At 71.7% G+C, this 12237-nt stretch carries 12 protein-coding genes; 7 read left to right on the top strand and 5 right to left on the bottom strand.

Annotated elements, in window-relative coordinates; all coding sequences use genetic code 11:
* The first annotated feature begins 200 nt into the window (after positions 1–200).
* Together MB828_RS02755 and MB828_RS02750 are read left to right on the top strand one after the other, a co-directional pair.
* Positions 201–1541, top strand: a complete 1341-nt coding sequence (locus MB828_RS02755; RefSeq protein ID WP_301646787.1) for a DUF2252 domain-containing protein — start codon at positions 201–203, stop codon at positions 1539–1541.
* A gap of 128 nt (positions 1542–1669) precedes the next feature.
* Positions 1670–1960 carry a hypothetical protein gene (locus MB828_RS02750; RefSeq protein WP_301646786.1) on the top strand — a complete coding sequence of 97 codons (291 nt, stop codon included), beginning with the start codon at positions 1670–1672 and terminating at the stop codon, positions 1958–1960.
* An 18-nt stretch (positions 1961–1978) separates the two neighbouring features.
* On the opposite strand, the gene pspAB is transcribed toward MB828_RS02750, so the two are convergent.
* The 4 genes from pspAB to glnA form a co-directional block, all read right to left on the bottom strand.
* Positions 1979–2563 carry a PspA-associated protein PspAB gene (gene pspAB, locus MB828_RS02745; RefSeq protein ID WP_301646789.1) on the bottom strand — a complete coding sequence of 195 codons (585 nt, stop codon included), beginning with the start codon at positions 2561–2563 and terminating at the stop codon, positions 1979–1981.
* A gap of 2 nt (positions 2564–2565) precedes the next feature.
* Positions 2566–3486, bottom strand: coding sequence for a zinc metalloprotease HtpX (gene htpX / locus MB828_RS02740; RefSeq protein WP_046728292.1), 921 nt, complete (start codon positions 3484–3486; stop codon positions 2566–2568).
* Positions 3487–3607: 121 nt separating this feature from the next.
* Positions 3608–3865 (bottom strand): hypothetical protein, encoded by a 258-nt coding sequence (locus MB828_RS02735; RefSeq protein WP_301646785.1) that lies wholly within the window; start codon positions 3863–3865, stop codon positions 3608–3610.
* 100 nt (positions 3866–3965) lie between these two features.
* Positions 3966–5375 carry a type I glutamate--ammonia ligase gene (gene glnA, locus MB828_RS02730; RefSeq protein WP_133029094.1) on the bottom strand — a complete coding sequence of 470 codons (1410 nt, stop codon included), beginning with the start codon at positions 5373–5375 and terminating at the stop codon, positions 3966–3968.
* A gap of 211 nt (positions 5376–5586) precedes the next feature.
* Between glnA and MB828_RS02725 the strand changes: the two genes are divergently transcribed.
* Complete coding sequence (locus MB828_RS02725) at positions 5587–6054, top strand: RDD family protein (RefSeq protein ID WP_133029095.1); 468 nt, start codon at positions 5587–5589, stop codon at positions 6052–6054.
* 209 nt (positions 6055–6263) lie between these two features.
* Here MB828_RS02725 and MB828_RS02720 read toward each other — a convergent pair whose 3' ends face one another.
* On the bottom strand, positions 6264–7901 hold the full coding sequence (locus tag MB828_RS02720) for an FAD-dependent oxidoreductase (protein WP_301646784.1): 1638 nt from the start codon (positions 7899–7901) through the stop codon (positions 6264–6266).
* A gap of 202 nt (positions 7902–8103) precedes the next feature.
* On the opposite strand from MB828_RS02720, the gene MB828_RS02715 reads away from it, so the two are divergent.
* The 4 genes from MB828_RS02715 (at position 8104) to MB828_RS02700 (ending at position 12203) form a co-directional block, all read left to right on the top strand.
* Positions 8104–9174, top strand: a complete 1071-nt coding sequence (locus tag MB828_RS02715; RefSeq protein WP_301646783.1) for a SchA/CurD-like domain-containing protein — start codon at positions 8104–8106, stop codon at positions 9172–9174.
* A gap of 109 nt (positions 9175–9283) precedes the next feature.
* The gene (locus MB828_RS02710; protein ID WP_133029098.1) at positions 9284–9697 is read left to right on the top strand and encodes a cupin domain-containing protein; all 414 of its coding nucleotides are present in this window, start codon (positions 9284–9286) and stop codon (positions 9695–9697) included.
* Positions 9694–10962 (top strand): beta-ketoacyl-[acyl-carrier-protein] synthase family protein, encoded by a 1269-nt coding sequence (locus tag MB828_RS02705; protein ID WP_301646782.1) that lies wholly within the window; start codon positions 9694–9696, stop codon positions 10960–10962. Before MB828_RS02710 ends, MB828_RS02705 begins: the two co-directional genes overlap by 4 nt.
* Positions 10959–12203: a ketosynthase chain-length factor gene (locus tag MB828_RS02700; protein WP_133029100.1), complete on the top strand. Its 1245-nt coding sequence runs from the start codon at positions 10959–10961 to the stop codon at positions 12201–12203. Before MB828_RS02705 ends, MB828_RS02700 begins: the two co-directional genes overlap by 4 nt.
* The last annotated feature ends 34 nt before the right edge of the window (positions 12204–12237 follow it).

Raw genomic sequence — 12237 nt, 5'->3', positions numbered from 1 at the left:
CCCCCCCGCGCGCCCCCCTCGCGCGGCACCCCCCCGCGCGGCCCCCCCGCGCGGCACCCTCGCGCCCGGCCCCCGTCCCCCCCGTACGGCCTCCCCCCCATGTCACCCGTTCGCCGGGTTCGGCATGCGGGGGGCCGGGCGGAGACTCTTCACTGCGATCAGCAGGTGACGGAGGGGCAGCCGACCGAGGGGAGCGCCGTATGTCCACACCCGCCGAGCGCGCCGCCCGCGGCAAGGCCGCTCGCAAGCGTGCCCCCCGGTCCGCGCACGTCCTCTGGCCGCCCTCCGTGGACCGGCCCGACCCCGTCGCCGTACTGGAGCGGCAGGGGCGCGACCGGCTGCCCGATCTGTTGCCCATCCGGTACGGGCGGATGGCGGCCTCGCCCTTCTCGTTCCTGCGCGGTGCCGCCGCCGTGATGGCCGCCGACCTCGCCGCCCAGCCGCACACCGGGCTCACCGTGCAACTGTGCGGCGACGCGCACCTGCTGAACTTCGGGCTCTACGCCTCACCCGAGCGCACCCTGCTCTTCGACCTGAACGACTTCGACGAGACGTACCCCGGACCCTTCGAGTGGGACGTCAAACGGCTCGCCGCCTCCGTCGCCGTCGCCGCCCGCGAGAACGGGCACAGCGATCCGGAGGCCCGGTCCGCGACCCGGGCGGGCGTGGCCGCCTACCGGGCCGCCGTGCGGCGGCTCGCGGGCCTCGGTGAACTCGACGTCTGGTACGAGCGGGTCGACGCCGACAGCCTGATCTCCCTGGTCCGGTCCGCCCGCAGGCGGCGCAGGATCGAGGACAGCCTCAGCCGGGCCCGGCGCCGCACCAGCCTGCACGCGCTCGGCAAGCTCACCGAGGTGACCGGCGGACGGCGCCGCATCATCCAGGACCCGCCGCTCCTGGAACCCGCCGGCGCCTCGGACATGGCCCTCCTCCGCAAGGCCTTCAGCGACTACCGCTCCACCGTCGCCGAGGAGCGCCGGCTGCTCCTCGACCGCTACCGGTTCGTGGACGCGGCCCGCAAGGTCGTCGGCGTCGGCAGCGTCGGCACCCGCTGCTTCATCGTGCTCCTCGTCGGCCGGGACGCCGACGACCCGTTGTTCCTCCAGATCAAGGAGGCCCGGGCGTCCGTGCTGGAGGACCACCTGCCGGGCGGCCCGTACGTCCACCAGGGCCACCGGGTCGTCGCCGGACAGCGGCTGCTCCAGGCCGCCGGGGACATCTTCCTCGGCTGGATGACCGGCCCCCAGGGCCGCGCCTTCTACTGGCGCCAGCTGCGCGACATGAAGGGCTCCATCGAGGTCGCCGCCATGGACCCGACGGGACTGCGCGTCTACGCCGCCCTGTGCGGTACGACCCTGGCCCGCGCCCACGCCCGCTCGGGCGACCGCATCGCCATCGCCTCCTACCTGGGCGGCGCCGACACCTTCGACCGGGCGATCACCGACTTCGCCCTCGCCTACGCCGACCGGACCACCGCCGACCACGCCGTCCTCGACGCCGCCGTCACGGCCGGGGTGCTGGCGGCGGTGCGCGGGGTCTGAGCCGGCCGCGTACCGCCGCCGCGGACGCCCGCCGGGAAATCTGCTACGCACCGACGGACGGCCGCCCGTCCCCCGCGTGCCGTCGGGTCCGTCGAAACGCTCACACACCCACGCCACGGAGGCCCGTCATGGGCACCATCGTCCTATCCGGAACCGTCGTCCTGGTCGTCCTCGGCTTCGGCAACCACAACTGGTGGCTCGCCGCCGTCGCCCTGCTCTTCCTGTACATCCGTTACGGCCGGGACTCGGCCTCGGCCCCCACCTCGGGCGGCGCGTCGGGCGGTTCGTCCGGCGGGGGCATGGCCGACGACTACAAGTCCTATCGTGACCGCCGTGACCGGCAGGCCAAGTGGGAGCGCCGCTACCGTCGCGAGCGCCCCCTGGAGGTCCGGCGCCAGCAGCGGGACAAGGCCAAGTAGGCAGGTGCTCCCGGCCGCTCAGAGGCCGGGAGCACCCCACACCGGGAGCCAGCGGCTGAGGTCCTGCTCGATCCTGAGGTCGTTCACGAGCGCCGCCTTCACCTGCAACTCCAGTGCGCTGTCCCGCCGTTGCCCGGTGCCGGGCAACGGGGCGAACGGGTAGAAGGTGCCCCGCTTGTAGAGATAGACGAGCGCGAGCCGGCGCCCGCGCTCGTCCCCGAAGGAGGCCAGGGAGCAGAGCAGCTGCGGTCCGAAGCCGTTGACCTCCATCGAACTGTTCACCGCGTGCAGGTCGTTGACGAGCTGGACGAGCTGGTCGGGGGAGCGCTGCGAGACCAGCCAGGAGTACCCGTAGTCGTCCTGGTGCAGTTCCACGGGCACCCCGCCGCGGTCCGCGTCCGCGTCGAGCAGCGCCTGCACCTCGCGGTGGGTCTGCTCGAAGGCCGCGCCCTCCACGGTGGCGAAGCACACCGCGCCCCCGCCGGTGGGCGTGAACCCGGCCGCCGCCTCCAGCGTGACCGCCGCCGACGGCAGCGCGAACAACTGGTCGAGGTCGGGCGCGACGGGCTTCGTACGGCCGAGCAGGATGTCCAGGAGCCCCATGCTCACCCGGCCTTTCCGGGCGTCGCCGCCTCGCCCAGCTCCGCCGAGATCCGCCCCAGCTGCTCCAGACGCTGCTCCAGGGGCGGGTGGGTGGAGAAGAAGCGCTCGATGCCGGGCTCCTTGCCGGCGGCCGGGGTGAAGTAGAACGCGTTGAAGGCCTGGGCCGTCCGCAGGTCCTTGGTCGGGATCCGGGCGATGTCGCCGGAGACCTTGGTGAGCGCGGAGGCGAGGGCGGAGGGACGGCCGGTGAGGTGGGCGGCGGCCCGGTCGGCGGCCAGCTCCCGGTACCGGGACAGCGCCCGGATCAGCAGGAAGCTGATCGCGTACACGGCCGCGGAGACCCCGATGACGGCGGCGAACACGGCGGCGGTGTTCTGGTCCCGGCGCCCGCCCCCGAAGAGCTGCGAGTAGAAGGCGAACCGCACGATCAGGCCGGCGATCACACCGAGGAACGACGCGATCGTGATCACGGCGACGTCCTTGTGCGCCACATGGGACAGCTCGTGCGCGAGCACACCCTCCAGCTCGGCGGGCTCCAGCCGCCGCAGCAGCCCGGTGGTCACACAGACCACGGCGTGATCGGGGTTGCGCCCGGTCGCGAACGCGTTCGGCATGTCCATGTCGGATACGGCGACCACCGGCTTCGGCATGTCCGCGATCGCGCACAGCCGGTCCACGACGGCGTGCAGCTCGGGATACTCCTCGCGCTCCACGACCCGCCCGCGCATGGCGAACATCGCGATCCGGTCGGAGAACCAGAACTGCGCCACGAACATCGCGCCCACCAGCACGACGACCAGCAGCCACGACTTCAGCAGCACGATCAGCGCGGCGACGAACCCCACGTACAACAACCCGAGCAGGAACAGCGTGACCGTCATCCGCACGGTCAGCCGCCGGTCGCTCCGGAAGCGGCTCTGCATCTGCACCACCCCGCAGTCAGGCACTCGTCCCGCTGTCCAGTGTGCACCTGCCCGTGGCCAAGGAGAGGTTCCGAACGTCCCTAGTAGCGGCAAAAGGTGCGCGTGAGGTGTGCCGCGGCCCCTAGTACGGCGACCGCGTCTGTATGTACCCCAACAACAGGATCACCGCCGCCACACACCCCAGCACGATCGCCGTCGACACCCACGACGACCGCCGTGGTGCCACCGGTCCCGGGTCCGCCCGGAACGGCGCCGGGTCCGGAGGGTTCTCCCGCCACCGGGCGGCCAGCATGCGCGCCCGCGCGGACGGCTCCTTGTGTTCCGCGTCGGCGGCCCACCTGAAGTCGAACTCCTGCTCCCCGTCGTCCTGTTGCGACACCCCGTACCCCCGTCTCGAACATCCGTACCCCGGCACGATACGACGGCGCCCCCGCCCTGAGAAACAGGGACGGGGGCGCCGGCCGCCGGGGAGGCGTCGATCACACGTCGAAGTACAGCTCGAACTCGTGCGGGTGCGGGCGGAGCTGGAGCGGGGCGATCTCGTTGGTGCGCTTGAAGTCGATCCACGTCTCGATCAGGTCGGGCGTGAAGACGTCACCGGCGAGCAGGAACTCGTGGTCGCGCTCCAGGGAGTCGAGGACGGCCGGGAGCGAGGTCGGGACCTGGGCCACGTTCGCGTGCTCCTCGGGAGCCAGCTCGTAGAGGTCCTTGTCGATCGGCTCGGCCGGCTCGATCTTGTTCTTGATGCCGTCCAGGCCCGCGAGCAGCAGGGCCGAGAAGGCGAGGTACGGGTTGCCGGAGGAGTCGGGCGCGCGGAACTCGACGCGCTTGGCCTTCGGGTTCGAACCCGTGATCGGGATACGCATCGCGGCGGAGCGGTTGCGCTGCGAGTACACCAGGTTGATCGGCGCCTCGAAGCCCGGGACCAGACGGTGGTACGAGTTCACCGTGGGGTTGGTGAACGCGAGCAGCGACGGCGCGTGCCGGAGGATGCCACCGATGTAGTAGCGGGCGGTGTCCGACAGGCCCGCGTAGCCGGCCTCGTCGTAGAACAGCGGGTCGCCGTTGGCCCACAGCGACTGGTGCACGTGCATGCCCGAGCCGTTGTCACCGAAGATCGGCTTCGGCATGAAGGTCGCGGTCTTGCCGTTGCGCCAGGCCACGTTCTTCACGATGTACTTGAAGAGCTGGAGGTCGTCGGCGGCGGCGAGCAGCGTGTTGAACTTGTAGTTGATCTCCGCCTGGCCGGCGGTGCCCACCTCGTGGTGCTGGCGCTCGACCTGGAGGCCGGACTTGGCCAGCTCCAGGGAGATCTCGGCGCGCAGGTCGGCGAAGTGGTCGACCGGCGGGACCGGGAAGTAGCCGCCCTTGTAGCGGACCTTGTAACCGCGGTTGTCCTCCAGCGCGCCCGTGTTCCAGGCACCGGCCTCGGAGTCGATGTGGTAGAAGCTCTCGTTCGCCGAGGTGGCGAAGCGGACGCTGTCGAAGACGTAGAACTCGGCCTCGGGACCGAAGTACGCGGTGTCGGCGATACCGGTCGACGCGAGGTAGGCCTCGGCCTTCTTCGCCACGTTGCGCGGGTCACGGCTGTACTGCTCGCCCGTGATCGGGTCGTGGATGAAGAAGTTGATGTTGAGCGTCTTGTCCCGGCGGAAGGAGTCCACCCGGGCGGTCGACAGGTCCGCGCGCAGCGCCATGTCGGACTCGTGGATCGCCTGGAAACCACGGATCGAGGATCCGTCGAAGGCGAGCTCCTCGTCCGGGTCGAACGCCTCGACGGGCAGCGTGAAGTGCTGCATGACGCCCGGCAGGTCGCAGAAACGGACGTCGATGAACTTGACGTCCTCGTCCGCGATGAACTTCTTGGCCTCGTCGGCGTTCTGGAACATCCAGCTCCTCCTACTCCCGGCCGTTCCCGTGCCGGGGTGGTAGTTCGTTCGTGCGGCCAGTGCGGTGGCACACGCTGTCCTCGACCCTAGGGACGGGTGATTTCTCGGGCGTGACCCATTTGTTTCGCTGAAGTTAACCGGGCTCGCTTCCACCGTAGCCCGTGGTACCCCGCCGGGACCCCGGTGGACCCCCGCGCAGTACCGTTGTCGGGTGGACAACAGGCAAGCAGTCGGATCGTGGCTCTCCGGACCCCGCGCGGCCCTGGAAGAGGCGGGCGCGGAGTTCGGGTACCGGGGCGAGCAGCTGGGTCTGCCGGAGCAGGGACCGGGTTCCGTCGCCCGCCCGGGGCGGCGGCTGGGCGCGCTGGTCGTGGACTGGGGGCTGTGCGTCCTGATCGCATACGGCCTGATCACCAAGGGCTACACGCCGGCCACCAGCAACTGGGCCCTGCTCGTCTTCCTCGTCCTGGGTGTCCTCACCGTGGGCACGGTCGGTTTCACACCGGGTAAGCGGCTCTTCGGGCTGCGGGTGGTCGGGGTGGAGACCGGGCGGGTACAGCCGCTGCGCGCGCTGGCCCGCACGGTCCTGTTGTGCCTCGCCATCCCGGCACTGGTCTGGGACCGGGACGGCAGGGGCCTGCACGACCGACTGGCGAAGACCGTAGAGGTCCGGATCTGAGGGGCTGGGGGTTCGGGCGCCCGGTCGTCTGCGGGGTTCTGTTTCGCCGGCGGCTGCGGGCCGGTGGGTTCGTCGGCGGCTGCGGGTCGGCGGGGGCTGGTCGCGCAGTTCCTCCCCCAGCCTCCGGCCGGGGGTACCCCCAGCGCCCCTTTGGGGCGCGTTGTCCAGCCGTGTCTTTCTAGCGGCCCCGCGCCCGCCGCCGCCCCGGCTCACCTTCTCCGCAGTACCCGCGCCAGTACCTCCCGCAGTTCTCCCTCGGGGTCGGGTACGGCCCCGTCCGAACGCCACGCCACGAATCCGTCCGGGCGGACCAGTACCGCCCCGGCCGCCGTCGTCCCGTGCGCCGTGGCCCAGTCGCCGTCCTCCGTGTCGTACACGAGGTCGGCCCCCGACCCCGCCGCTCCGATGCCGTACGCGTCCAGCCGTACCCGCTCCGTGTCCGCGATCCGGCGGGCCGCCAGGTGCCAGGGCGAATCCGGGGCGCTGAGCAGCACCAGGGACCGCTCGTACAGGTCGAGGGTGGACACGCGTTCGCCCGCGCGGCGCAGCCACAGGTGCGGGGCCCGGCTGCCCGGCTGACCCGTCAGGTTCATCCCGTCGGGTACCAGCGGCTGCTCAGGGTCCGCCCCGACGACCGCCCCCTTCGGGTACCGGTAGCCCAGGACGACGTTGAGGATCCCGCCGCGCCGGTCCGCGCCGACACCGGGCGCCGGCGCGAAGCCGGGGTGGCTGTGCTCCACCGAGCGGGCCGAGGCACGGGCGCTGGTGGCGAGGGCGACCGGGCGGCGCTCGGTGCCGTACGAATGCAGCAGCTCCGGTCCGGCCCAGCCGTCCAGGACCGCCGCCAGCTTCCAGGCCAGGTTGTGGGCGTCCTGGATGCCGGTGTTGGAGCCGAACGCGCCGGTCGGTGACATCTCGTGCGCGGAGTCACCGGCGAGGAAGACCCGCCGGTCCGCATACCGTTCGGCCACACGTTCGGCGGCACGCCAGGACGCGCGGCCGGTGATCTCCACGTCGAGGTCGGGGACGCCGACCGCGCGGCGGATGTGCCGGGTGAGCCGCTCCTCGGTGAACTCGTCGAGGGTCTCGCCGCGCTCGGGGTGCCACGGGGCGTGGAAGACCCAGCGCTCCTTGTTGTCGACGGGCAGCAGCGCGCCGTCCGCCTCCGGGTCGGTGAGGTAGCAGCAGATGAAGCGGCGGTCCCCGACGGTGTCGGCGAGCAGCTTGGAGCGGAAGGTGATGCTGACGTTCGCGAACAGGTCGCCGGGACCCGACTGGCCGATGCCGAGCCGCCCCCGGACCGGGCTGCGCGGCCCGTCGCAGGCGACCAGGTAGTCCGCGCGGACGGTGTACATCCGGTCGGAGTCACGGTCGCGGACGTACGCCGTCACTCCTTCGGGGTCCTGTTCGAAGGACTCCAGCTCATGGAAGTAGCGCAGCTCGCCGGTGAGTGACTCGGCCGCCCGGCGGAGCACCGGCTCCAGGTCGTTCTGGCTGCACAGGCACCAGCCCGTCGGACTGAACCGGGCGAGCCCGCCGCCCGGGTCGATCTCCTTGAACAGCCATTCACCGGCGTCGCCGACCAGCGTCGGGGCCTGCAGGATGCCGTGGTTCTCCGCGAGCAGGGAGGCCGCAGCCTTGATGTCGGACTCGATGCCGGCCTTCCGGAACAGCTCCATCGTCCGCACGTTGTTGCCCCGGCCGCGTGGGTGGATCGAGGTCCCGGAGTGCCGTTCGACGAGCATGTGACGTACGCCTAGACGGCCCAGGAACAGGGACATGGACAGGCCCACTAGGGAGCCGCCCACCACGAGGACGGGGACCTGGTGATCGGTTTTCTGGTGCATCGGGCACTCCAGGGGCGGGTGTTGGTGCGTCAGGTGCGATGCAACTTCCATGCCCCTTCCGGAGGGGTTCCGCGTGCTCAATCACCCACCTGGTTCACGCGAGTCGCGCGCGTCGGAGGACCGGCACAGGATCAAGAAGCGCTGACGCCGCGTCATCGGCGAAGGCGCAGGCCGCTGCCCCCGCGAAGGAGATGTGCGAAGCATGACGACGATCTCGGAAAAGGTCACGGAGAAGCCGACCCGAACCACCCGCCCGGTGTCGACCCGGGTCTCCCAGTCCGTCTTCGACGGCTCCCGGCTCCGGGTCGTCCTGCTGGTGGACGTCCACGACGGCGCGCAGCAGCAGTTCCTGGAGGCCTACGAGCAACTGTGCAGCCAGGTCGCCAAGGTGCCCGGCCACGTCAGCGACCAGCTCTGCCAGTCCATCGAGAACCCCTCGCAGTGGCTGATCACCAGCGAGTGGGAGAGCGCCCCGCCGTTCCTCGCCTGGGTGAACAGCGAGGAGCACGTGGAGATGGTGAAGCCGCTGCACAACTGCGTCCGGGACACCCGCTCGCTCCGTTTCCACGTCGTACGGGAGACGGGCGGCCCGTCGGCGGACGCCGTACGCGTCCTCCAGGCCAACCCGCGGATGGGCGACGGCGTGATCCGCCACGCGCTCACCTTCACGGTCCGGCCGGGCAGCGAGGCCGAGGTCGCGAGGATCCTCGCCGACTACGCCTCGCCCGAGGCCCGGGTGGACGACTCCACCCGGCTGTGCCGCACCTCCCTGTTCATGCACGGCAACCGGGTCGTGCGGGCCATCGAGGTGCGCGGCGACCTGATGGCCGCCCTGCGCCACGTCGCCCGGCAGCCCGAGGTACGGGCCGTCGAGGAGGCCATCAACCCCTACCTGGAGCAGGACCGCGACCTCGAGGACCAGGAGTCCGCACGGGTGTTCTTCACCCGGGCGGCGCTGCCGGCCGTCCACCACGTCAGCGCCGAGGAGCAGACCGAGGGCGAGCGGCACGCGCTGTACTACCCGGCCAAGCCGGGCCGCGGGATGCGGCTCGCAGAGCTGCTCGCGCAGCAGGACGAGGCCGCGACCGAGGACCCGGCGGGTCCGGTGGTGCACAGCACGATCTTCCAGCGCGACGACGTCGTCGTACGACTGGTCGAGCACCGGTCCGGCGCCGCCCTGGACGTCACCCCGGCCCCCGAGCTGGCCGCCCTGCTGGACGGCGAGGCGGTGCGGATGCGGCTGATCACCGACCGCCGCTCGCCGGGCGCCTGACCCCCGCCCGCGCCGCGTCAGACCACGGCACCGCCCGTACGGCACCGCCCACACGGCATCACATGCACGGCATCACCTACACGGCATCGCATTCACGGAGGAGTACGTGATGAAGCCCATTCCGAAGATCGTGGACCTCAGCGAGGTCGAGCCCAACACCAAGCGCGGTGGCGACCTGCGCGCCATGCTCACCCCCGCCACCTGCGGCTCCACCAGCGGATTCATGGGTGTGGCCATCGTGCAGCCGGGCGACCGCATCGGTGAGCACTACCACCCGTACTCCGAGGAGTTCGTGTACGTCGTCTGCGGCGACCTCGAGGTCGACCTGGACGGCGAGCCGCACCCGCTGCGCCCCGAGCAGGGTCTGATGATCCCGATCAACATGAAGCACCGCTTCCGCAACGTCGGCAACGTCGAGGCGCGGCTCGTCTTCCACCTCGGTCCGCTGGCCCCGCGCCCGGCCCTGGGCCACGTCGACACGGAGGAGACGGAAGCCGTCGCCGTGGGGCAGGTCCGGTCGTGACCCGGCGCGTGGCGGTTACGGGCATAGGCATCGTGGCTCCGGGGGGTGTGGGCGTACCGGCGTTCTGGGACCTGCTCGCCGCCGGCCGGACCGCGACGCGCGGCATCACCTTCTTCGACCCGTCCGGCCTCAGGTCGCGGATCGCCGCCGAATGCGACTTCGACCCGGTGGCCCACGGCCTGGCCGTCGAGGACATCGAGCGGGCGGACCGCTACATACAGTTCGCCCTGGTGGCCGGTGACGAGGCGGTCCGTGACTCCGGTCTCGACCTGGCCCGGGAGGACCCCTGGCGGGTCGGGGTCTCCCTGGGCACGGCGGTCGGCGGCACCACCCGTCTGGAGCACGACTACGTCCTGGTGAGCGAAGGCGGCCGGCACTGGGACGTGGACCACCGGCAGGCGCAGCCCCAGCTGCACCGGGCGTTCTCCCCGAGCACCCTGGCCTCCGCCGTGGCGGAACGGTTCGGCGCCCAGGGTCCGGTGCAGACCGTCTCCACCGGCTGCACCTCGGGCCTGGACGCCGTCGGCTACGCCTTCCACACCGTCCAGGAGGGCCGCGCCGACATCTGCATCGCCGGTGCCTCGGACTCCCCGATCTCACCGATCACCATGGCCTGCTTCGACGCGATCAAGGCCACGTCCCCGAACAACGACGACCCCGAGCACGCCTCCCGCCCCTTCGACAACCGCCGTGACGGATTCGTCATGGGCGAGGGCGGCGCGGTGCTCGTCCTGGAGGAGGAGGAGCACGCCAAGGCCCGCGGCGCGCACATCTACTGCCGGCTCGACGGCTACGCCACCTTCGGCAACGCCTACCACATGACCGGTCTCACCAGTGAGGGCCTGGAGATGGCCCGCGCCATCGAGACCGCCCTGGACCACGCCCGTCTCGACCCCACCGCCATCGACTACGTCAACGCGCACGGCTCCGGCACCCGGCAGAACGACCGCCACGAGACCGCCGCCGTGAAGAAGGCACTCGGACAGCACGCCTACGGCACGCCCATGAGTTCCATCAAGTCCATGGTGGGCCACTCACTCGGCGCCATCGGCGCGATCGAGGTCGTGGCCTGTGTGCTCGCCCTGGCCCACCAGGTCGTCCCGCCCACCGCGAACTACGAGACCCCCGACCCCGAGTGCGACCTCGACTACGTGCCGCGGGTCGCCCGCGAACGGAAGCTCGGCGGCGTCCTGTCCGTGGGCAGCGGGTTCGGCGGCTTCCAGTCCGCGGTGATCCTGACCCGGCAGAGAGGACGGACACGATGAGCGAACCGCCTGCCCGGCGGGCGGCCGTCACCGGCATCGGTGTCGTCGCGCCCAACGGATCCAGCACCGAGACCTTCTGGAAGTCCGTCCAGGAGGGACGCAACGTCCTCGACAAGGTGACCCGCGAGGGCTGCGAGCACCTGCCCATGAAGGTCGCCGGAGAGGTCCGCGACTTCGACCCGGCGGCCGCCGTCGAGGAACGTCTCATCGTCCAGACCGACCGCTTCACCCACTTCGCGATGGCAGCGGCCGACCTCGCCCTGGAGGACGCCCGGCTCGGCCGCGCCGACACCGACGAATCGCCGTTCGACATCGGCGTGGTCACCGCGGCCGGCTCCGGCGGCGGCGAGTTCGGCCAGCGCGAGCTCCAGCAGCTGTGGGGCAAGGGCAGCCGGTTCGTCGGCCCCTACCAGTCCATCGCCTGGTTCTACGCGGCCAGCACCGGCCAGATCTCCATCCGGCGCGGCTTCAAGGGACCCTGCTCGGTGGTCGCCGCCGACGAGGCCGGCGGGCTGGACGCCCTCGCGCACGCCGCCCGCGCGGTACGGCGCGGCACGGACGTCATCGTGGCCGGCTCCACCGAGGCACCCATAGCTCCGTACTCGGTGGTCTGCCAGCTCGGCTACGAGGAGCTCAGCCGGGAGACCGACCCGGCCCGCGCCTACCGCCCGTTCACCGAACAGGCCTGCGGGTTCGTGCCGGCCGAGGGCGGCGCCATGCTCGTCGTCGAGGACACCGGCTCCGCCCGCCGGCGTGGGCTGCCGGTGCGGGCCACCCTCGACGGCCACGCGTCCACCTTCACCGGTGCCTCGCGCTGGGCCGAGTCCAGGGCCGGGCTCGCCCAGGCGATCCGCGGCGCCCTCGCCGAGGCCGGCTGCGCCCCCGAGGAGGTCGACGTGGTCTTCGCCGACGCCCTCGGTGTCCCGGAGGCCGACCGGGCGGAGGCGCTGGCCATCACCGACGCTCTCGGCGCGCACGGCCGACGGGTGCCGGTCACCGCGCCCAAGACCGGGATCGGCCGCGGCTACTGCGCGGCCCCCGTCCTCGACACGGCGGCCGCGGTGCTCGCCATGGAACACGGGCTGATCCCGCCGACCCCGGGTGTCCTCGACATCTGCCACGACCTCGACCTCGTGACCGGCAGTGCCCGCGCCGCGGCCCCGCGCACGGCGCTGGTCCTCAGCCGGGGACTCATGGGGTCGAACTCGGCACTCGTGCTGCGCCACGGCGCAACCGGGTGACGTGCACAACCAGCTGCTGACCGGCAGCGAAGAA

Origin of the sequence: Streptomyces arenae (assembly GCF_022343545.1) — a bacterium.
Taxonomy (GTDB): Bacteria; Actinomycetota; Actinomycetes; order Streptomycetales; family Streptomycetaceae; genus Streptomyces; species Streptomyces humi.
Note: the sequence above shows the minus strand (reverse complement) of the source record. Positions and strands in the feature narration are given on the sequence as shown.

What these genes read in the sequence shown, in the direction of transcription:
- MB828_RS02755 (WP_301646787.1), top strand. Translation starts at nt 201, where the DNA reads ATGTCCACACCCGCCGAGCGCGCCGCCCGCGGCAAGGCCGCTCGCAAG.
- MB828_RS02750 (WP_301646786.1), top strand. Translation starts at nt 1,670, where the DNA reads ATGGGCACCATCGTCCTATCCGGAACCGTCGTCCTGGTCGTCCTCGGC.
- pspAB (WP_301646789.1), bottom strand. Translation starts at nt 2,563, where the DNA reads ATGGGGCTCCTGGACATCCTGCTCGGCCGTACGAAGCCCGTCGCGCCC.
- htpX (WP_046728292.1), bottom strand. Translation starts at nt 3,486, where the DNA reads ATGCAGAGCCGCTTCCGGAGCGACCGGCGGCTGACCGTGCGGATGACG.
- glnA (WP_133029094.1), bottom strand. Translation starts at nt 5,375, where the DNA reads ATGTTCCAGAACGCCGACGAGGCCAAGAAGTTCATCGCGGACGAGGAC.
- MB828_RS02720 (WP_301646784.1), bottom strand. Translation starts at nt 7,901, where the DNA reads ATGCACCAGAAAACCGATCACCAGGTCCCCGTCCTCGTGGTGGGCGGC.
- MB828_RS02715 (WP_301646783.1), top strand. Translation starts at nt 8,104, where the DNA reads ATGACGACGATCTCGGAAAAGGTCACGGAGAAGCCGACCCGAACCACC.
- MB828_RS02710 (WP_133029098.1), top strand. Translation starts at nt 9,284, where the DNA reads ATGAAGCCCATTCCGAAGATCGTGGACCTCAGCGAGGTCGAGCCCAAC.
- MB828_RS02700 (WP_133029100.1), top strand. Translation starts at nt 10,959, where the DNA reads ATGAGCGAACCGCCTGCCCGGCGGGCGGCCGTCACCGGCATCGGTGTC.